This is a genomic window from Microbacterium sp. NC79 (genome assembly GCF_019061125.1).
Lineage (GTDB): Bacteria > Actinomycetota > Actinomycetes > Actinomycetales > Microbacteriaceae > Microbacterium.
Genome location: NZ_JAHQYI010000002.1, coordinates 58,493 through 78,573, shown reverse-complemented (window position 1 = coordinate 78,573; position 20,081 = coordinate 58,493). Strand labels below are relative to the sequence as shown.

Below are 20,081 nucleotides of genomic sequence, written 5' to 3'. Positions count from 1 at the left end.
GAGCCTCGAGCCGACGTTCTCGGAAACGCGGATTGAGGCCAGAAATGCCATCGTTGAATTTCAACTTGACGGTATTCCTTTTTCGGGTTTGCTGGGACGAATGCACTCATGTTCAGGGCTTCTCCGGCACGGATTCACGGTTTTCTCAGTGCTTTGCGACCCCATCGCCGTAATTTTGTTGGCGTGTCTGCGTAAGTGCACCTGCTCCGGGTCAGTAAAATTCGCTCCCAATTCGACCGATTCTCCCGAATCGCCCCTAAAGTGGGAGCGCTCCTAGGCCTACGTACGGAGGGTTAACGCCCTCAGTCCAACAATGCGAATGCGCCCGGTGGACGCAACGAAAAACGGGGCCCGCACCGAAGTGCGAGCCCCGTCACAGGGCGATGGATAACTACGCCAACAGGGCGCGGGCCTCTTCGACACCGGTAATCGTGCGATTTGCTCGACGCTCGACCTTCCAGCCTCCGTCGGTGCGCACGAGCTCCCAGCGGTTTGCGCTGAGGCGGTCAACCACCCAGCGCTCGCCCTCGTGCATAACAACCATCGAGTAGTTCACCGCGACCGCAGTGTCGTCAGTGACCTCGATGCGCGCCGGACTGAGGAAGTGACTGCACCCAGCGGTGACGTAGCGGAGGTGACCCGGACGGTCGACGATGTCGGCAAGGCCGGTAAACGGAACCACTTCGTCGCCAATGACATAGGTGCCCTCCGTAGACCAGAGTGCCTCGGTGGCTGCACCGTCGCGGCGGTCAACGGCGGGGCCATACGACGCGATGAGATTCGCGATCGCCAGCCGGTCTTCGGCCACCTGAAGGCGGGATTCGAGCTGTTCTAGTCGTTCTTCGACGGTGGGCATGTGTTCCTCCTTGAACTGTTTCGTTCACGCTATCCCAAACGGGTGCTTGCTTGGTATAACGTGTCGGACAACGAAACAGGAGGATCAATGAAGATCGATCGCATGGAACTGCTCGGCGTTGTCGTGACTGACTTGGACGAAGCAGTCGACCGCTACACCCGCCTTTTTGGCCTGGAGTTTCACATCTTCACGCCGGGGGAGTCCTACCCACTCGCCGACGCCATCGCCATCAATGATTCAGCAGCGCAGATTCCGGCGGGCGGACGCATCGCCATGGACACCTCTGGCATGTTTGAGCTCATCGAGTTGCCTGATGAGCAGCCCGGCTTCCGCAATATTCACTACCGCGTTGACGACATCGAAGCAGCCAAGGCGCACTTTATCGCCGAGGGTATGACCGTCGTCCGTGACCTGTATGCCGGCCCGATCCGCGAGGTCATTTTTGACGGCGCAACGTTTGGCGGCATTCGCGTGTGCCTCATGCAGTACGACGGTCCGTCGTTTGCTGAGGTCGCGACGAGCGGCCCCGTGCCGGTGTAAGCGCCAAAAACATGCGGTCCTCGGAACCAAAGGTGATGGTTCCGAGGACCGCTGTCGTTTTGTGGTTAGCGCGTCGTTTCTTGAGCGATCAGGCTGACGAGCGCATCGATGTCTGCCTCGCTCGTGTCGAAGCTGCACATGAGGCGTACCTCGCGGTTTGCCGCGTCCCAATCGTAGAAGCGGAACGTTTCGCGCACCCGGTCGGCGACACCCTCAGGGAGCGTTGCGAAGACGCCGTTGGACTGGGTCTCCTGGGTGAAGCCCACGCCGCGGATGGAACCATCGGCAACGCCCGCTTCGAGGGCAGCGCGCAGGCGCGTGGCCATCGCGTTCGCGTGCGAGGCGTTGCGCAACCACAGGTCGCCCTCCAGTAGGGCGATGAGCTGTGCCGACACGAAACGCATTTTTGACGACAGCTGCATGTTGAGTTTGCGGAGGTAAGTGAGCCCGGTCGATGCCTCGGGGTTCATCACGACGATCGCTTCGCCGAGCATGGCGCCGTTCTTGGTTCCGCCGAAGCTCATCACGTCGACGCCGGCGTCGCGAGTGAATGCGCGCATCGGTTGTCCGAGTGCAGCTGCCGCATTCGCGAGACGAGCGCCGTCCATGTGCACGGTCATGCCGAGGCTGTGAGCGTGTTCGGTGATCGCGCGAATCTCGTCGATCGAGTAGAGCGTGCCGAGCTCGGTGGTCTGCGTGATGGAAACGACGAGCGGCTGCGCGCGGTGCTCATCGCCCCAACCCCACGCCTCTTTGTCGATCAGTTCGGGGGTCAGCTTGCCGTCAGGGCTTTCGACGGTGAGCAGTTTGATGCCGCCTACGCGCTCGGGCGCACCGCCCTCGTCGACGTTAATGTGGGCGGTCGATGCGGCGATCACGGCGCCCCAGCGCGGAAGCATCGACTGCAACCCGACGACGTTCGCGCCGGTTCCGTTGAAGACCGGGAAAGCTTCAACGCCCTCGCCGAGGTGCGAGGCAAATACCTGCTGCAGGCGCTCGCTGTACTGATCGTCACCGTAGGCGATCTGGTGGCCACCGTTTGCCGCGGCAATAGCCGCAAGCACCTCGGGGTGGATGCCGGAGTAGTTGTCAGAAGCGAATCCGCGTACGTTCACGTCGTGAAGATTGGTCACCGAAGTAGCCTATGACTTTTCAGCGGTGCGGGCGTCGGAACCAGCACCATGGTTCCGTTGATTCTTTGCGAGTGCGCGTTGTGGTTCCGCTACTGCACAGGCGTTGTGGTGTCGGTCGCTTTGCGCAGTGGTGCGCGCATGAACGACCAGTGATTCACCGGCAGCAGGCGCACGAGTGCGTCGACGAGGTAGGCCTTGCGGCCGATCATGGTGCGCGCTCGCCTCCGGATGGTTGCGTTCACGATGATGCTGGCGGCGACGTCAGGTTCCGTGTCGTACATGCGTGCCTGAGCGGCCGCCGCGCGATCGGCAATGGCCGGATCAAGGGCGGCGGCGTATCTCCCGTGCAGGATGATGCCGGTTTTTACCCCTGCGGGGTAAATGGTTCCAACCGAGACGGTGGAGTCAGCAAGCTCATGGCGCAGTGCTTCGGAGAAGCCGCGCACCGCAAATTTGCTCATCGCGTAGGGGATGCGCCCGCCGGGGGCAGCCAGCGCGTAGATGCTCGCCAGGTGTGTGATGTGCGCGTGTGGCGATGCACGCAGCGCCGGAAGCAGGCCCTGTGTGATGTTGACTGTGCCCCACAGATTGACGTCCATGAGCCAGCGCATTTCTGCCATCGTGAGCTGGTCTATCGAGCCCAGCATGGACGAGCCTGCGCACGTGATCAGTGCCTGAAGCGTCGTGTGTTTATCGATGATGTCAGCGCAGGCGTGCGCCACAGCATCGTCATCGACGAGGTCGACGACGTGCGTGGTGACCGTGCTCGTGGGGGCCAGAGCGCGAAGTTCTGAGGCCACAGCAGCAAGCGCATCAGCATCGCGATCGATGAGGGCGAGATGTGCGCCCTGTTGGGCGAGCTGACGCGCAACGGCGGCACCCATGCCAGCGGCCGCGCCGGTGATGGCAGCCGTGTGGCCGGTGACGTTGAGTCGAGGCATTCGGGGGATCCTTTCGCGGCAACGTTGCACACAGTCATATCGTGTCGTAGCGCGACCCTGTTTTGTGCACGCCATGCCGCGGCATTTTGTGCACGGCGGCTCAGAGATGGCCTGGGTCGTGACCTCGCGCGCGGGTGCGACTACGCTCATTCATGAGGGAGGGTTCAATGAGGAAGAAGCACGCAGATGCCATCGCGGAAGGTGTCGCCATCGCGCTCGCCGCGGCTCGCCTGATCGTGAAGAACCATATCCTCGTTGACACCATTGCCGGCGGTGAGAGCTTTGACCCCGGCGAGTTTGATGCGGTGGCACGCGACGCCATCGAGACGCTCGCAAAAGAATCAGAGAAGGGCGCGCGCCGCCTGAAGAAGATGCAGCGCGCAGCGTTCGGGCGTTATTCGCTTTCTGACGGCACCCACGACTACCGTGATCGCGACGTGAAGAACCTCCGTCAACGTCGCAAGCACTCGGAGCAAGTGGCTGCTCGTCTGCGCACGATGATTGATGATGAAGCAGCGGTGCGGGAGCTCGTCGAATCCAGCCGCGAGGCAGCATGGATCGATGTGGCCAACAACCTGCAAAACCGGTTGCGCGTCGAGGCTATGCGCCCCGAGGCTGACCCTGACTACGAGCGCATGCGCGAAGCGCGCATGCAGGCCCTCGTGATGGTTGATTTGCAGAATCTCGCGGCGCAGGCGAAGAAAAAGAAGGACTGGGAAACCAAATAGCCCGCCCGAACCAGGGCTTCTCTGGTCTAAGCCGTGCGGGCGCATCGCACGCGGCGCGCCCGGGATTCCGGCGCAACCGTGCCGATTCGCCGGAACGCCGAAGGTGTTGTAAGCTTATCTACGGCCAAGCGAAAGCAAAGGCTGGGCGTTCGTAGCTCAATGGATAGAGCATCTGACTACGGATCAGAAGGTTGGGGGTTCGAGTCCCTTCGAGCGCACACTGTGTTGAGACAGTACAGAAAGCCTCTGCGAAAGCAGAGGCTTTCTTCGTTTCCGCAGGTCCTGGTTCCGCAGGTCCTGGTTCCGCAGGTCCTGGTTCCGTCGGTTCTGTTTTCGCATGTCTTGGTTCCGTATGTTCTGTTCTCGTAAGTCCTGGTCCTACGACCGGCGGCCTTGGCACTTAGCCCGCTTGCCGAGGTTGTGGCCGGCTTGCTCTGCCCGTGGCCGGAGCCACATGCCCCAGAATCGACCGCATCGCCGCGCTCCCGAGTTATGCATGAGCGTTCTCAGTTCTGCATGAGTGAAGGGGTAAATTGGCCTCGACACGCCGTGTTTTCACGCCGGTTGGGCGTTTGGCTCATGCACAACTGAATTGCCTCATGCATAACTGACTTCAACTCGTGCCTAGTCGGCCCAGCGAAGCTTCTTCGGCACGCTTGGCACGAGCGTAGAAATCATGTTTCGCGCGATCGGGTCTTGTCGCTAACATCACAGATGAGAAGGCTCTCATCTTGGTGGGGCCCTTGCTGACCCGGGAGCTGTAATGACGCACGATCCGATGACTCCACTGACACCACCCACCGCAACAGCGATGACGATTGAGCGGGTGAAATCAAAGTGGGGGCCGCTAGCGAAGTTGCCGCTGTGGGCCAAAGGCAGCATCGTCGCGGCAGCCATTCTGCTCGCCATCCTGCTGTGGCAGCTCGTCGTGGCGCTGGCCGCCGTTGTTCTGATCACCGCCATCGTGGCTGTCGTCAAGAACCAACCCACCTGGATCAAGTTTGCGTCACGAAAACACGCCATTGCGGCGATCATTATCTCCGCGGTGATTGCGGTCGGATTCTCCAGCATCGGAACTGCGGTCGCCGGAAAACCGAGCACTAGCGAGAGTGCCCCGGCTGGAATCGCCGCGCTGCCGAGTGAGACGCCTTCAGCCACACCTCGGCCCACGCTGAGTGCGCAGGTAACGGCGAAGGCCGCTGCCACGCCGTCACCGAGCCCGACGCCCGTCGTCGTTGTAAAACAGGAGGCGATCACCGAGGCCGTTCCGTTCGGCAGCTCGCAACAGGAAGATTGGAACCTCGCCACCGGCACCACGCGGGTCGCGATTGCCGGAGTGGCTGGCACTCGCACGATTACGTACGACGTGACCTACACCGACGGCGTCGAGACGGCCCGCGTCGAAGTGTCAAACATCGTCACTGTAGAGCCGATCCACGAAGTTGTTTCGGTCGGCATGTACACGCCTCCGGCCGCGTTCGCCGGTCGCGGTGACAGTGATTGTAATTCCAACTACGCGGATGCCTGCGTGCCTAACGATCCCAATGATGTTGACTGTGCGTGGGGAACAGGAAACGGGCCGTCATACTTCGACGGCGTCGCGCGGGTCGTCGGCAACGACGTGTACGACCTCGACCGCGATAACGACGGGTACGCCTGCGAGCGCGATTGAGCGCCCGACGTTACGGCCGGCTCCATCGACAAGGTCGCCTCTCGGCGACGGCGCAGCCGCATGCCGCAAGAAACTTGCCCGACCACGCCGCTGGGCGCCGCGAACCTACTCGACGGCGACGACCGTCAGTTCCATGCCCATGGCGCGGTGGTTGCCGACGGAGCACCAACCGTCAAGATTGGCGCCGATGACACCGACCTCAACGACGGAGGTCTTGCCTGGCGCGATGTCGCCCGAGTCGGCGCCGTTTGCAAACTTGAGGTCGTGCACCACGGTTCCGGTGTTCTCAAACGTGACGATCAGCTCGTTGCCAACCGGAACCTCGATAACGTCGGGCACATAGGTCATGCCAGAAACGGTGACGGTCACTTCGGTCGTCTCACCGGTGGCGTCAACGGCGGGGCCACTGGAGGTGCACCCGGTCAGCAGAAGCAATGTTGCGGCGATCGCCCCGAGCGTGGTGAGCGGTTTACGAAGTGACACCGATATCTCCTGACGTCTTGTACCTGGTGGTCCTTCCATCCTCTCTCACGTCGTGCGCACGGCCTAAAGCGTCTCGCCTCGCCGGGCCTGAAGAATCGCCCACATGGGCCTGGAGCGACCTACTCTTGAGGTGTGACTGCGTACGTCTCTGCTTTTGACCTGTTCTCCATCGGTGTAGGCCCGTCAAGCTCCCACACCGTGGGGCCCATGCGCGCTGCCGTCGACTTTGTCGAGCGGTTGCAGCACGACGGAACCATGAAGCGCGTCACGCGCATCGCTTGCGTTTTGTACGGATCGCTGGGTGCGACCGGAATTGGTCATGGCACGCCGGACGCCGTCGTTGCCGGCCTGCGCGGCCAGCACCCCGAAACGGTTGACCCCGCCGATGTGCGAAACGCCTGGACGAACTACGTCGAGGATGCCCCGCTCCTCGTCGCCGGCAGTCATGAGATCGCTTTCGCTAAGTCAGACATCACGTTTGAGCCGCGCACCCGCTTGCCCGGCCACCCCAACGCGATGACGCTGTGGGCTTACGCCGATGCCGAAGCCATTGCCGAAGAGACCTACTACTCGGTCGGCGGCGGTTTCATTCGTCGCGACGGCGCGGCCGAGAGCCTCGGCACCCGGTCATTCCCCTACGCGTACCGCGACGCCGAAACCCTCGTCGCCCTGTGCGACGAACACAACCTGACGATTGCCGAAATCGCCCGCCGCAACGAAGAGTCGTTGCGTGCCGAGGCTGATGTCGCCGCCGGTCTCGACGCGATTTGGGATGCGATGGCGGGGTGCGTCGATGCGGGGCTGCACACGGCCGGCGTCCTTCCGGGCATCCTCGGTGTGAAGCGCCGCGCGAACACGATCCGCGAGCAGCTGGAGCTCTCCGAATCCGATGGACACCGCGAACTACCAGGCGAATGGCTTGGCGCATTCGCGCTTGCCGTTAACGAAGAAAACGCCGCTGGCGGTCGCGTGGTGACTGCGCCCACGAACGGTGCCGCAGGAATTCTCCCGGCTGTTGCCATGTACTGGTGGCGCTTCCTGGCGGATTCGGGTTTGGGGCAGGGCAACGCCGTCACGCCGCACGGTGAACTTGTCGGGAGCGCCCTCTTGGGGTTCTCATCGGAACCCGCTGATCCGAATCCGGATAACCTCACGGAAGAACAGCTCGCCGAAGCGAATCGTCGCCGTGGCATCCGCCGTTTCCTGCTGACCGCAACCGCGCTCGGCTCCCTGTTCAAGGCGAACGCGTCCATCTCTGGAGCCGAAGGCGGCTGTCAGGCCGAAGTCGGTTCCGCTTGCGCGATGGCCGCAGGTGGCCTCACCGCCGTAATGGGCGGCACCAACCGCCAAATCGAAAACGCCGCCGAAATCGCGATGGAACACCACCTCGGGCTCACGTGCGACCCGGTCGGTGGTCTCGTGCAGATTCCGTGCATCGAACGCAACGCGATCGCGGCGTCCACCGCCGTGACCGCCGCGCGTCTTGCGCTCCGCGGCGATGGCACCCACTACGTCTCGCTCGATCAGGTCGTTGAAACGATGCGCCAAACCGGCATCGACATGTCAACGAAGTACAAAGAAACCAGCGAGGGCGGCCTGGCCGTCAACGTCATCGAGTGCTGAACGCGGAGAAATGACTGCTCCCGCCGAGAAACCGCGACGCCGCGGTCGGCCGCGCGCGGGGGAGGGCGATACCCGCGAGCAGATCATGCAGGCGGCGGCAGAAGAGTTCGAACTGCACGGCTACGACGGCGCCACAATGCGCGCGATTGCTGCGCGTGCCGGCGTCGATGCCGCGCTCATCCATCACCATTTCGGTGCAAAAGCCGACCTGTTTAGCGCGGTTGTGCACAGCCCCGTGCGGCCCGATGTTGCCCTCATCGATATTCTCTCGAGCGGTCTCGATGGCGCAGGCGAACGCATCGTGAAGTACATCGTCACGGCGTGGGATGACCCCACGGTGCGCCGCCGTGGCGTGGCGCTCTTGCGCGCCACGATGAGCAGCAAGCTCGCTGCCCCCGTAGCCCGTGGATTCTTGTCACGCGAAGTCGTCGGTCGAATCGCCGTAGCCATCGGCGGCCCCGAGGCTGATAGACGCGCGGGGCTCGTGGTCTCGCAGGTTGCCGGGCTCATCCTCACCCGTTACGTCATTCAGCTTCCCGCGCTCACCCGCAGCGAGCCCGACGACCTCGTGAACTCGGTGGGCGCGACGCTGCAGCGCTACCTGACTGGCGACCTTTCGCAGGACCTGTAGCGCGTACCCCCTTGACCTAGGCGATCGCGCGGCGCAATATTCATCACATGATGAATAAGACGGCGGTGTCGATTCGCAACCTCGTGGTCAAACGGGGCAGCATCTCGGTCTTTCGCGGCTTCGACCTGGACATCCGAGCAGGCAAACTGGTCGGCCTGCTCGGCCCATCGGGGTGCGGAAAAACCACGCTGATGCGCTGCATCGTCGGAGCGCAGCGGATTACATCCGGTGAGGTTATCGTGCTGGATGAACCGGGCGGAACCAGTGGGTTGCGCAGGCGGGTTTCTTACTCCACGCAGTCAGCGGCCGTGTACGACGATCTCACGGTGCGACAAAACCTGGACTACTTCGGCCGCGTGCTCGGCGGCACGCGCGTAGATACTGACCGTGCGCTCGCGGCTGTGGGTCTCGAGCCGCAGGCAAAACAGCGAGTCGCGACGCTGAGTGGAGGTCAGCGCGGCCGGGTATCTCTCGCCGTCGCGATGCTCGCCGACCCCGAACTTCTCGTTCTTGATGAGCCCACCGTTGGCCTTGACCCGCTGCTTCGCGAGGCGATCTGGACGGTGATGCGTGAACTGACCGATGCCGGAAAAACGGTGCTTGTTTCGAGCCACGTGATGGATGAGGCCATGCGCTGCGATGAGGTCATCCTGCTGCGCGACGGGCGTCTCGTGGGGCACATGACGCCACAAGAATTGCTCGACACCACCGACACCACCGATGCCGACGCGGCATTTCTCACGCTGATCAAACGTGACATGGGTGACAGTCGACGGAGGGCATCATGAACATCAATCGCACCTTCGCGACCGCCGGCCGCGTGATCGCACAGCTTTTGCACGATCACCGCTCCCTCGCGCTACTCCTGATCGCGCCGAGCGTGCTCGTGGGCCTGTTCGCATGGCTCTTCGTCGAGCAGGAGCAGGTCTTTCAAACGGTCGGCCCTGCGATCCTCGCCCTCTTCCCATTCATTGTGATGTTTCTCATCACCTCAATCGCGACGCTGCGGGAAAGGCGAGACGGAACCTTGGAGCGGCTGATGACGACGCCGCTTGGGCGTGCAGATTTCATCGCCGGATACGCTCTTGCCTTCGCACTTGCGGCCATCGTGCAATCGCTCATCACCGTCGCGTTCGCAGTCATGGTGTGCGGGCTCGAAGTGAAGGGGGAGCTATGGCAGCTCGCCCTCGTTGCAATCGTGGACGCATTGCTTGGCACCGGGCTTGGCTTGCTCGCCAGCGCGTTTGCGCGCACCGAGTTTCAGGTCGTGCAGTTCATGCCGGTACTGGTGTTTCCGCAGATCATCCTGGGCGGGGTGATCATGCCGCGCGAGAACATGACAGAGGTACTGCAACGCATTTCGGATTGGCTCCCGCTGAGCTACGCGATTGATGCCGTCAACGCGGTCACCCGCGGCGAGGGCGGAGCCGACCTGCTGGTTCCGCTCGGCATTGTTGCCGCTTGCGTGCTCGGCGCCATCGTGTTGGCCTCGCTCACGTTGCGCCGCCGCACGCCGTAGCGCCATGCCCCGTTCGCGCTTTCCGCACAAAGTATCGAGCGGAACGTTGTGTAGAAGTTGCATCCTGTCTACTGTTAAGACTACCGGTGCCCGACCGGCAAATCAGCAAGGATGCCGATGACCTCCCACTCTCGCGCCATCGCGAGCTCCAGCGCCACGCGTTCGGAGCGCGCTAGTGGCGTCGGCGCGCGCACCTGGACCACCATTGTTGTGCTCGGTCTGATCGGCCAGCTCGCCTGGGCCGTTGAGAACATGTATCTCAACGTGTTCGTTTACGAAACGATCTCGACCGACCCGACCGTTATCGCACTGCTTGTCGCATCATCAGCGGTCGCCGCGACGCTGGCGACCATGGTGATCGGTGCCTTTTCTGACCGGGTAGGTAAGCGCAAGCCGTTTATCGTGGTCGGTTACATCGCCTGGGGTCTGTTGACCGCCTCGTTTGGGTTCGTTGGCGTCGATGGCGGCACAGCGGCCGCGACGAGCCAAGCGGTCGGTGCGGCCATCGTTGCGATCGTTGCCCTCGACTGCATCATGAGCTTTTTTGGTTCAGGCGCCAACGACGGCGCATTCAACGCGTGGGTCACCGAATCCAGCACTCCGGCGAACCGCGGTCGCATCGACAGCGTGCTCGCGATCATGCCGCTCATCGCGATGCTCATCATCTTCGGCGCGTTCGACGCCATGACCCGCGCTGGTCAGTGGATGCTGTTCTTCGGCATCATCGGGGCGATCACGGCGCTGACCGGTGTCGTCGCGCTGTTTGTGATGCGCGAATCGACAACCATTGAGCGGGCACCAGGCTCGTACCTATCGTCAGTCATCGCTGGCCTGCGGCCGTCCCACATCGCCGCGCACCCGCGCCTGTATGTGACGTTGCTTGCCGTGATGGTCCTTGGCATCAGCGCGCAGGTCTACCTGCCATATCTGATCATCTATATTCAGCGCTCGCTGCAGATTGAGGCGTACGCCATCGTGCTCGCCAGCGTGCTGATTCTGGCAAGCATCATCAGTGTGCTGGGCGGCCGCGTGATCGACCGTATCGGCAAGCAGCGCGCGCTCCTGCCCGCAACAGCCCTGCTCATCACGGGGCTGGTGCTGATGACGATGGCACGGGACATGCTCTTTGCGATTGTTGCCGGAACCATCATGATGGCGGGCATGATGCTCGCTGGCGCGACCGCGTCGGCGGCCGTGCGTGACGCGACGCCAAGCAGTCGCGTTGGTATGGTGCAAGGGTTGCGTATGATCGCGACGGTGCTGGTGCCCATGCTGATTGGCCCGTTCATCGGTGCCGCGGTCATCATCGGCGCAAACGAGACCTACGAGGAGCTGGGCGTGGTGCGGCAGGTGCCGACCTCATGGATGTTCCTGGTGGCGGCGGGCATCGCGGTGCTCGTCATCATCCCCGCACTGTGGTTGCGTGCCCTGCCTGCTGAGCCTGACGCCGCACATGCCCCATTCCAGCCTGAACCCGCACAACCAACGGAGCCCACCGCATGACATTGACGACGCCCTGGAGCGCCGCCGCCCGCGAGGGCATTCCGCTGGCCGAATACCCGCGCCCGCAACTGGTGCGCGACGCTTGGACAAACCTGAATGGCACGTGGCAGTGTGCGTTCACGAGCTTCCCGTCGCCTGATCCACTCGATGTGGCCGACCCGGAACATCCGCCTACTTTTGACCGCACGATTCTGGTTCCGTTCTCGCCTGAGACGCCGCTGAGCGGAGTGGGCAGGCAGCTGGGCGAAGATGAGGTGCTTTGGTACCGGCGTGAGTTCGCCGCACCGAGTGGTGCAGGTGGCCGCGTGCTGCTGCACTTTGGTGCCGTTGACCAGTCGTGCCGCGTCGCTGTGGACGGTGTCGAAGTGGGCGGCAACACCGGCGGCTTCTTGCCATTCACCGTCGATATCACCGATGCGCTCGGCGAGCGGACAACACACGAGATCGTTGTCGCGGTGCGTGACGTCACCGATAAGTCGTGGCTGTCGCGCGGTAAGCAGTCGTCCAAGCCTGGCGGAATTTGGTACACCCCACAGTCCGGAATCTGGCAGACGGTGTGGCTCGAGCGCGTGCCCGATGTCGCGATTGACCGGCTGATTCTTACGCCCGTGCTAGCGTCGCGTGAGGTCGAGGTCACCGTGGTGAGCCATGCGGTGGCTGACGGAACCACGGCGCGCGTTGAGATAAGTGCGCACGGTGAGCGGCACGGCTTTGCCGAGATCGAACCCAACATCCCCACGCGCGTACGACTGGATGAGCCGGTACGCACCTGGACGCCGGAAGATCCCTTTCTCTACGACGTGTCGGTGAGTCTCGGTGACGACCGGATCACCAGCTACGTCGGCATGCGTTCGTTTGGCATTGGGAAGAGCCCAGTCGGGCACGCCTGTTTGACTCTCAATGGGTCGCCGTACCTCCCGGTGGGGTTGCTCGACCAGGGGTACTGGCCAGACGGCGGCTTGACAGCGCCGAGCGATGACGCACTGATTTTTGACATCGAGCTTGCCAAACGGATGGGCTTCACGATGCTGCGTAAGCACATCAAGATTGAGCCGCTGCGCTGGTATTACCACTGCGATCGCCTCGGCATGCTGGTGTGGCAAGACCACGTGAATGGCGGCGAGCAGTATCGGCCGCCGATCGTGACGATGCCGGCCATCGCCTCGCCCGCGATCAGCGACCGTGCGTACGGTCTCTTTGCGCGCAGTGATGAAGCCGGGCGTGCGATGAGCGAAGCAGAACTTGTCGACATGATCGAGCATCTGCGCTCGGTCACCAGCATCTCGATGTGGGTGCCATTTAACGAGGGTTGGGGCCAGTTCGATGCCGCACGCATCGCCGACGTGGTGAAGGCGATTGACCCGACACGCGGCGTCGACCACGCGAGCGGCTGGCATGACCAGGGTGCGGGCGACCTGGTGAGCAAGCACATTTACTTCCGCCCGGTGAAAGTGCGCCGCGCGTGGAAGAAAGACGAACGTGTCATCGCGCTCACGGAGTATGGCGGCTACAGCCATGCGATTCGCCGCCACACGTGGGGTGCGAAACCCATGGGCTACAAGCGGTTCGCGTCTGCGGGCGACTTGCTCGACGGATTCATTCGATTGCACGTTGAGCAAATCGCACCGGCGATCGCGGAAGGACTCGCGGCGACCGTGTACACCCAGCTAAGCGACGTCGAAAACGAGGTCAACGGTATGGTGACGTACGACCGTCAGGTTGTGAAATTTGATGAATCCGCCGTCCGCGCGATCAACGATCAGCTGCGGCGGGTGTTTGCGGGTAAGAGCGATGGCGCCGCCCGAAAGGACAGTGACGATGATTCTGCGTGAACTAACCGCCCCCGTCAGCCTCACGGATGATCGCGGACTCCTCAACCCGGAAAGCGTCGGGTGGGCGCGCCAACCGCTCGTCACCACGGCGGGCATCAACGGCCGCACGGCGTGGGGTCGCAACAAGCGGTGGGAGTACTGGAACGTCATCACCCCGACGCACATCCTCGCCCTCACCGTTTCGAGCCTCGATTACGCGACGGTCAACGACGTGTGGGTCTTCGACCGCGCCACCAGCGACGTGATTCACCTCGGAAAGACAGACATCGGTTCCGGCGCCGTCGTGCTGCCCGCGACGCTCGGCGATGGTTCCGCGCGCGCCAAGAGCGGTGCGCTTGAGATTGACATCGTCGAAGAGCCGGGTGGAACTAGGCTGAAGGCTTCGATTCCGGGTGCGTCCTTTGACGTGTTTGCTGCGCGCCCCGAAGGACACGAGTCGCTTGCCGTTGTGGTGCCGTGGAGCACGAAGCGCTTCCAGTACACCGTGAAAGACGTGGCGCGCCCGGCGTCGGGCTCTGTCACCATTCACGGTCGTAGCTACCCGGTGCCAGCGGGAGAATCGTGGGCGGTGCTTGATCACGGTCGCGGCCGCTGGCCCTACGACATCGCATGGAACTGGGGCGCAGGTTCCGGAACCATGAACGGCCGGGTCATCGGGCTGCAGGTGGGAGATCGGTGGACAGACGGCACCGGATCAACCGAGAACTCGGTCTTGGTGGGGACAACGCTGTACAAGATCCACGAGAAGTTGCAGTGGACGTACGATCTCGACAACTGGGCAGAGCCCTGGCGCATTATCGGCGGCGGCCTCGACGCGACGTTGACGCCGTTCTACAACAAGCAGTCAGCGATGAATCTCGGCATTCTCAGCAACCGCACCGACCAATGCTTCGGTTACTGGAGCGGAACCTTCGACACCGGCTCCGAGGTCGTTGAGTTTGCCAACATCGTTGGCTTTGCCGAGGACGTCCACAACCGCTGGTAGGCGTCGTGCGCCCGGCGGCGTGGGCGTGGCTACGTGGGCGGGTTGGTGCGGCGGGGCTAAGGGTGGGTTGAGCGCAGTTTGCTGGTGAGCGCGTGCAGGGTGCGCAGCTCGTCGGGGGAGAGCACCGACATGCGATGTGCGATGGAGCGCGCGTGGTCTGTGGCGAGCACGCGGAAAGCGTGAGCGCCAGCCTCTGTTGCTGTCAGAACCGACCCGCGGCCGTCTTCAGGATCGGTGCACTTGGTGAGCAATCCTCGCTGCACCATGCGGTCGACGAGGCGAGAGACGCTCGGCTGGCTGATCAACATGCGGGCGGTCACATCGCGCAATCGCGCGGTCATCTCGGGGGCGCGGGTGACGGTGAGGAGCACGTCGTACTCACCCTGTGAGATGTCGCGGTCTTCAAAATCGGTGGAGAGTTCCGCGAGAATCTCGTGCTGGGCGCGGAAGAGACTCTCCCATGCGTCGGTCGCGATTCGTCGGGTGCTCATGATCGCATTGTATACGCATGAATATAAATCCGCGACTTGTGTGGGCGAAACGATGCGCTGATTCCTAAGATAGCCCCATGAGCAGACTGCGCAAGTATCTCGTGGCCCTCACCGTGGCGATCGGCTTCGGGCTTGTGGCGCTCCCCGCATCCGCCGTGGCCGCATCTACCGCTGCGCCCGTGGTTCCGCCTGCCGCAGCTTCGTCTCCTGTCCATGCCATGGTTCCGTCCGCCGACGTTATCGCAGCCGGGGTCGATGACTTCACGTTTGACAGTGTGCACGTCGACTACGAGCTGATTCCGGGCGAGGAAGGCACGGGGTCGCTGGTGGTGACCGAGACATTTGTCGCCGACTTCTTTAATCCTGACACCAACCGCGGCATGCGTCGTATCGTGCCGACGACCTATAACGGTGCACCGCTGCAGCCGCACCTCATCTCGATCACGGACGGCGACGGCGTCGCCCGCGAGAGCGAAACAGAAACCGAAGACGGCAGTTATCTCATGACGTCACGCGCTGGCGGCTACGTCAACGGAAAGCAAACCTACGTCTTCACGTACACGCTCGAAAACGTCATGGTCAACTATGACGCGGAAGATGTTGACGAGTTCTACTGGGATGTCATTGGTGCCGAGTGGGCGCAGCCGTTCGGCGAGGTGTCGATGACGTTGCACATTGATCCTTCCCTTGCCGCGGGGCTCAACGGCAACGCGTCGTGCTATCGCGGTGGCAGTGGCTCGAATGAGCCGTGCACATTGCGCTCGACGGCTGATGGCGTGACGTGGGAGTTCTCTGGGGTGGCGCTTGACCGGTATCAGGGCGTCACGATTGCCATCGGGTTTGATGAGGGAACCATCGTGCCGTTTGACGGTTCCTATTTGTCGCAAGATGTGACGCCCGTGCAGCTCGGCGTTGCCGGCGCGGGAGTTGCGGCGCTGATCGGTGCCTTCGTGGTCCGCGGAACCGTGATGCGCGATGCCAAGGGACGCGGAATCATCGTGGCGCAGTATGAGCCGCCCGCGGGTGTGGACGCGATGAACGCTGGCGTCATGCTCTCCAGCCCCCATGCGCTCACCGCAGAAGTTCTCGAGCAGGCGGTGCGTGGTTCCATTCGCATTCGCGAGGGGGCAGGGCGCACGTACGTTCTCGAGTTGGTGGATGCGCAGCGCGCAGGCGACGTTAACGGTGCGCAGTTGCTGTCGATTTTGTTTAACGGAAACACGACACCCGGAACCATCGTGAGCAATGCGCCGTCGTCGTCCCGAGCGATCAAACTGCGCGCCCTGTTGAGCGAAACGAAGCAAGCCCAACTGAAGGGCGGCGTGCGCCGCAAGCCGTCACGCGGGTGGCTGATTGGGTTCATGCTCGCGGTTATGGCGATTTTCGCTGCCGCGATTGTGACGGCCATCTCTATTGTCGAGGCGAGCGGCAATGGCCTGCCGATCGTGGTCGCGCTCGCTGTTGGACTGGTGGGCGTGATCACGATCGGGCTGCTGACCAAGCGGCCGTACACGGCGCTCGGTGCGGATCTTCGCGACCACTTGAAGGGCCTGAAAGTCTTCATGAACTGGGCCGAAGCCGATCGAATCCGAATGTTGCAATCGCCCGAGGGTGCCGAGCGCGTGCGCGTGCGCACGCAGGACCCGGCCTCGATGCTGAAGCTGTATGAGCCGCTGTTGCCGTTTGCTGTGGTGTTTGGCATTGACAAGCAGTGGACCAAGGCGATGCAGGTGTACTACGACGCGGGCGGATATCAGCCGTACTGGTACTCAGGCAACACGACATTCACGGTGGCCGCGCTCAGCTCGACGGTGCAGGGGTTCACACCGGCCTCATCGTCATCATCGTCGAGCAGTGGCTCGGGTGGTGGCGGTTCCGTCGGTGGCGGCGGCGGTGGTGGCGGTGGCGGCGGCGTGTGAGCCGCTGGCGTTGCGCTTCCGCTCGGTGACGCTGGTGGTTTGATTGGCGTCGCGGGTGCGCTTGCCGCGCTGTTGCGCTCGGGCTAGATTGTGGTGCTGGCCGGGGAAAATATAGAGCCGGTCGGAGAGGCTTCCGACCGGCTCTATCCCTTGCACCAAGAGTGTCCTGCAATCACATGCCGGTAGCTGCCACAGCAAAACAACTACCGTGCATTGACTATATAACGGAGCGATAACGAAGGGAAGGGTTTGCCGTTATCTTTTTGTGATTTTTTTCTTTGTTGTCCTGTCTCACCGGATCTGCCGAAATCTCACCGACCTGCAGATCGTCTCACCGGAGTTGCAGATTCTCATCGGAGTTGTCGCTCGGCGGCGTGGTGTCGGTGCCGAACCCGACAGCGGAGTAGCTTTCACGTCAAGTTGGGACCCGCACCGCGGAACACCTCCGCGGCCACCGGCGCCCGAACGGAGTCCGCAATGACGCTGACGATCAACTGGCTACAGGCAATCGATGGAACGAACGCGCTGGCAGCCACGATTCGATACTCGCTTCATGGGTTCGCGCGAGAGGTGACACCGGCAGATGCCGGGTCGGTCGCCTTCGAGGAGACGGCGCCCGTCCGGAAGTTTCCGGACTACCCACACAAGCGAAACGTCGAGGGACGCTTCTGGCTTGCGTCCACCGGCCAGCACGTGCCCTTCGAGTCCTTTTGGGAGCGGGCGTTCCTCATGAGTCTCGATCGAACCCGGAGCGCCGAGGCGGTGTCGAGTCAGCCCATGTGGATTCACTGGCGCAACCCGAAGCGCCGACATGCCCCCGACTACTTCGTTCGCCGCAAGGACGGCACCGCTCTTCTTGTCGACGTGAGGGAAAAGTCAGAGATCGAACCCGAGGATGCAGCAAAGTTTGAGCTCACTCGGCGGATGGCGGCGGCTCTGGGTTGGGACTACCTCGTTTTCGATGATCTACCCGGAGCAACACAACAGAACCTGAGGTTCCTGTTGCGGTACCGCGACCCGCAGTGGCTTGAGGGAGTGGTTCTCAACGACCTGCCGGCTTCCGGAGAGATTCGACTCCTCGACCTCATCGTGCTCCTGGGTGAACCGCCAAACAGCGCACTGGGAGCGGCATACGCCCTCATCTGGTCCGACGTCGCTCGATGTGATCTCAGCCGTCCACTTAGCATGTCCACTATGGTCCGTTTCGGAGTGGACCGATGATCGTCCATCCCGGCGACTTGGTGAGATGGAACGACGAAGACCTGCAAGTCGTCGCTGTCCGGGCGACCTACACCACGTTGCGCAACGCCGAGATTGGCGAGGATCTCGAGGTACTGAACGCCGATCTCGCTGAACGCGGCGAGCCGGCAACAGTGCGGTCGACGACCGACGTGTTGGATTTGGGTGTCCTTGACGAGCTCCCACCCGCGGACCGCAAAGTAGTGGACGTGTGGCTCGAAGAACTCGACCGACTCTCGGACCTCCTTGCAGTAGGGACGAAGAAGACACCTGGCTACCAGGTGACCGTCGACAATGTGAATCGTCGTCTTGGAACGGACTACAACGCGCGAAAAGTGACGCGGCAACTCGCGGCTTTCGACGAGTTCGGCGTCGCTGGGCTTCTTGATCGACGCCGATTCGGGATGGCGGACAAGCCTCGATCAACACAGGATCCGCGTCTCATCGAAGCGATCCTCTCCGCGATGGACGGTCAGACTCGAGCGTCGACCGGGACGGCCGACCGTCTGATCTGGATGGTAGAGCGCGATCTCGAAACCCGGTATGGAAGAGGCGCCGTTGACGTGCCCAGCAGGGCAACGGTCTATCGCCTGATGAAACGGTCTCCCGAATCCCGCGGGCGCGGATGGCTTCCCGGCCCTCGGCGAAGCCGCGGCGTCGGATGCGATCTCCTACCGCATCCCGGCCGACGTATCAGAGGTCGCCGGTTCGCACATCGTTGTCGTGGGAGCGGGGCACTCCGCCACGCATGCTGTGCTGCGTCTGAGCGAGCTGGCCCGCCGGTCGCCGGGAACGCGCGTGACCTGGCTGCTGCGCAGAGGGAGCGCCGCAAATGTCTTCGGTGGCGGAATCGGCGACGAGCTGCCAGAGCGCGCGGCGCTCGGCTCCCGCGCACGCAAGGTGATCGACGACGGGGTCGTCGACCTGGTGACAGGATTCCGTGTCGCCGAGTTCCAGCAGGCCGGGGATGGCTTGACGATCGTCGCTGAAGACGGACGCGAGGTGAGGGCTGTCGGGCGAGTGTTCGCACTGACGGGCTTCCGCCCCGACACCGGGATGCTGCGAGAGCTCAGGGTCGACCTCGATCCCACGCTCGAGGCGGTCGCAGGCATCGCCCCCGAGATCGACCCGAACATCCACTCCTGTGGCTCGGTCGCCGCGACGGGCGCACGAGAGCTCGCGCAGCCGGAACAAGGGTTGTTCATCGTCGGCGTGAAGTCCTACGGGCGGGCCCCGACCTTCCTCGCCTTGACCGGATACGAGCAGGTGCGCAGTGTCGCCGCGCACCTCGTCGGCGACCACGAGGCAGCTGCCCGCAACGAACTCGCTCTCCCCGACACTGGTGTGTGCGGTGGATCCGGCGCCTACGACGACAATGCGGGTGGCTGCTGCGCAGTCCCCGAAACCCTGCAGATCGGCGCGCGGCCCGTCACTGTCGGCTGATCTCAGCTCATGAGGGGTGGGATGGTCTGTGGTCCCACCCCTCAATCATTAGCTGACGAGTCGAGCCGCCAGGTCGCGGACCTTCACATCGATGGCGTCGCGGAGACTACGCACGCCATCGGCTTCCCAATTCGACGGGTCCGGGAACGACCACTCGATCAGTTCTCCGCGCACCGCGCCCGGCAGTGGAAGTCCCGGCTTCATCAGGACCACGACGTCGGCCGCGTCGAGATCTTCAGGCGTGACCGCTCGCGGCCTGACCGCAGACGTGTCGATGCCGAGCTCGTGCAGCGATGCTGCGACGGCTGGGTTGATCGTCTCGGCCGGGGTGATTCCCGCACTCGTCGCGACAAGTCGCTCATCGCCGATGTGTGTCAGGAGATGGGCGCCGAGTTGGGAGCGCCCCGCATTGTGCTTGCATATGAACAGAACCGTCTTGGGGTGGGTCATCTGGCGTCCTTTGATTGATTGACTGTCTCGATTGCTCCACCTGCATGATCTGTTCGCCAGGTGACGAGTAGGTGAACTCCTTGAGCAACGGTT

Annotated in this window: 19 protein-coding genes and 1 tRNA gene; 14 read left to right on the top strand and 6 right to left on the bottom strand. The window is 62.8% G+C overall.

Going from position 1 to position 20,081, the window contains the following annotated elements; translation table 11 throughout:
* Positions 1 to 391: 391 nt before the first annotated feature.
* The gene (locus KTJ77_RS10570; RefSeq protein WP_217338511.1) at positions 392 to 856 is read right to left on the bottom strand and encodes a nuclear transport factor 2 family protein; all 465 of its coding nucleotides are present in this window, start codon (positions 854 to 856) and stop codon (positions 392 to 394) included.
* 87 nt (positions 857 to 943) lie between these two features.
* Here KTJ77_RS10570 and KTJ77_RS10565 point away from each other — a divergent pair, with 87 nt between their 5' ends.
* Positions 944 to 1,396: a VOC family protein gene (locus KTJ77_RS10565; RefSeq protein ID WP_217338510.1), complete on the top strand. Its 453-nt coding sequence runs from the start codon at positions 944 to 946 to the stop codon at positions 1,394 to 1,396.
* 65 nt (positions 1,397 to 1,461) lie between these two features.
* On the opposite strand, the gene KTJ77_RS10560 is transcribed toward KTJ77_RS10565, so the two are convergent.
* Both KTJ77_RS10560 and KTJ77_RS10555 read right to left on the bottom strand, forming a co-directional pair.
* Positions 1,462 to 2,529, bottom strand: coding sequence for a low specificity L-threonine aldolase (locus tag KTJ77_RS10560; RefSeq protein WP_217338509.1), 1,068 nt, complete (start codon positions 2,527 to 2,529; stop codon positions 1,462 to 1,464).
* 89 nt (positions 2,530 to 2,618) lie between these two features.
* The gene (locus KTJ77_RS10555) at positions 2,619 to 3,470 is read right to left on the bottom strand and encodes an SDR family oxidoreductase (RefSeq protein ID WP_217338508.1); all 852 of its coding nucleotides are present in this window, start codon (positions 3,468 to 3,470) and stop codon (positions 2,619 to 2,621) included.
* Positions 3,471 to 3,637: 167 nt separating this feature from the next.
* Between KTJ77_RS10555 and KTJ77_RS10550 the strand changes: the two genes are divergently transcribed.
* The 3 genes from KTJ77_RS10550 (at position 3,638) to KTJ77_RS10540 (ending at position 5,870) form a co-directional block, all read left to right on the top strand.
* A complete protein-coding gene (locus tag KTJ77_RS10550; protein ID WP_217338507.1) occupies positions 3,638 to 4,198 on the top strand; it encodes an asparagine synthase in 561 nt (186 codons plus the stop codon).
* Positions 4,199 to 4,343: 145 nt separating this feature from the next.
* A tRNA-Arg gene (locus KTJ77_RS10545) sits at positions 4,344 to 4,416 on the top strand.
* 545 nt (positions 4,417 to 4,961) lie between these two features.
* Positions 4,962 to 5,870, top strand: a complete 909-nt coding sequence (locus tag KTJ77_RS10540) for a G5 domain-containing protein (RefSeq protein ID WP_254367762.1) — start codon at positions 4,962 to 4,964, stop codon at positions 5,868 to 5,870.
* Positions 5,871 to 5,975: 105 nt separating this feature from the next.
* Here KTJ77_RS10540 and KTJ77_RS10535 read toward each other — a convergent pair whose 3' ends face one another.
* Positions 5,976 to 6,353, bottom strand: a complete 378-nt coding sequence (locus KTJ77_RS10535) for a cupredoxin domain-containing protein (protein ID WP_217338506.1) — start codon at positions 6,351 to 6,353, stop codon at positions 5,976 to 5,978.
* 132 nt (positions 6,354 to 6,485) lie between these two features.
* Here KTJ77_RS10535 and KTJ77_RS10530 point away from each other — a divergent pair, with 132 nt between their 5' ends.
* The 7 genes from KTJ77_RS10530 to KTJ77_RS10500 all read left to right on the top strand — a co-directional run bounded on the left by KTJ77_RS10530 (position 6,486) and on the right by KTJ77_RS10500 (position 14,446).
* Positions 6,486 to 7,976 (top strand): L-serine ammonia-lyase, iron-sulfur-dependent, subunit alpha, encoded by a 1,491-nt coding sequence (locus tag KTJ77_RS10530; protein WP_217338505.1) that lies wholly within the window; start codon positions 6,486 to 6,488, stop codon positions 7,974 to 7,976.
* A gap of 10 nt (positions 7,977 to 7,986) precedes the next feature.
* Positions 7,987 to 8,607, top strand: a complete 621-nt coding sequence (locus KTJ77_RS10525) for a TetR family transcriptional regulator (protein WP_217338504.1) — start codon at positions 7,987 to 7,989, stop codon at positions 8,605 to 8,607.
* 47 nt (positions 8,608 to 8,654) lie between these two features.
* Positions 8,655 to 9,395: an ABC transporter ATP-binding protein gene (locus KTJ77_RS10520; RefSeq protein WP_217338503.1), complete on the top strand. Its 741-nt coding sequence runs from the start codon at positions 8,655 to 8,657 to the stop codon at positions 9,393 to 9,395.
* Positions 9,392 to 10,126, top strand: a complete 735-nt coding sequence (locus KTJ77_RS10515; protein ID WP_217338502.1) for an ABC transporter permease — start codon at positions 9,392 to 9,394, stop codon at positions 10,124 to 10,126. The genes KTJ77_RS10520 and KTJ77_RS10515 overlap by 4 nt, the downstream gene beginning before the upstream one ends.
* A gap of 117 nt (positions 10,127 to 10,243) precedes the next feature.
* On the top strand, positions 10,244 to 11,629 hold the full coding sequence (locus KTJ77_RS10510; protein WP_217338501.1) for an MFS transporter: 1,386 nt from the start codon (positions 10,244 to 10,246) through the stop codon (positions 11,627 to 11,629).
* Positions 11,626 to 13,461, top strand: coding sequence for a glycoside hydrolase family 2 protein (locus tag KTJ77_RS10505; RefSeq protein WP_217338500.1), 1,836 nt, complete (start codon positions 11,626 to 11,628; stop codon positions 13,459 to 13,461). The genes KTJ77_RS10510 and KTJ77_RS10505 overlap by 4 nt, the downstream gene beginning before the upstream one ends.
* Positions 13,448 to 14,446 carry a DUF2804 domain-containing protein gene (locus KTJ77_RS10500; RefSeq protein WP_217338499.1) on the top strand — a complete coding sequence of 333 codons (999 nt, stop codon included), beginning with the start codon at positions 13,448 to 13,450 and terminating at the stop codon, positions 14,444 to 14,446. The genes KTJ77_RS10505 and KTJ77_RS10500 overlap by 14 nt, the downstream gene beginning before the upstream one ends.
* Before the next feature lie 56 nt (positions 14,447 to 14,502).
* On the opposite strand, the gene KTJ77_RS10495 is transcribed toward KTJ77_RS10500, so the two are convergent.
* Entirely contained in the window at positions 14,503 to 14,937 is a 435-nt protein-coding gene (locus tag KTJ77_RS10495; protein ID WP_217338498.1) for a MarR family winged helix-turn-helix transcriptional regulator, read from the bottom strand.
* A 77-nt stretch (positions 14,938 to 15,014) separates the two neighbouring features.
* Between KTJ77_RS10495 and KTJ77_RS10490 the strand changes: the two genes are divergently transcribed.
* The 3 genes from KTJ77_RS10490 to KTJ77_RS10480 all read left to right on the top strand — a co-directional run bounded on the left by KTJ77_RS10490 (position 15,015) and on the right by KTJ77_RS10480 (position 19,538).
* A complete protein-coding gene (locus tag KTJ77_RS10490; RefSeq protein ID WP_217338497.1) occupies positions 15,015 to 16,856 on the top strand; it encodes a DUF2207 domain-containing protein in 1,842 nt (613 codons plus the stop codon).
* Between the two features lie 477 nt (positions 16,857 to 17,333).
* A complete protein-coding gene (locus KTJ77_RS10485; protein ID WP_217338496.1) occupies positions 17,334 to 18,077 on the top strand; it encodes a TnsA-like heteromeric transposase endonuclease subunit in 744 nt (247 codons plus the stop codon).
* Between the two features lie 816 nt (positions 18,078 to 18,893).
* Positions 18,894 to 19,538: a hypothetical protein gene (locus tag KTJ77_RS10480; protein WP_367948906.1), complete on the top strand. Its 645-nt coding sequence runs from the start codon at positions 18,894 to 18,896 to the stop codon at positions 19,536 to 19,538.
* 48 nt (positions 19,539 to 19,586) lie between these two features.
* Here the strand turns inward: KTJ77_RS10480 and KTJ77_RS10475 are convergent, their stop codons facing one another.
* The gene (locus KTJ77_RS10475; protein WP_217338495.1) at positions 19,587 to 19,988 is read right to left on the bottom strand and encodes a low molecular weight phosphatase family protein; all 402 of its coding nucleotides are present in this window, start codon (positions 19,986 to 19,988) and stop codon (positions 19,587 to 19,589) included.
* Between the last annotated feature and the right edge of the window lie 93 nt (positions 19,989 to 20,081).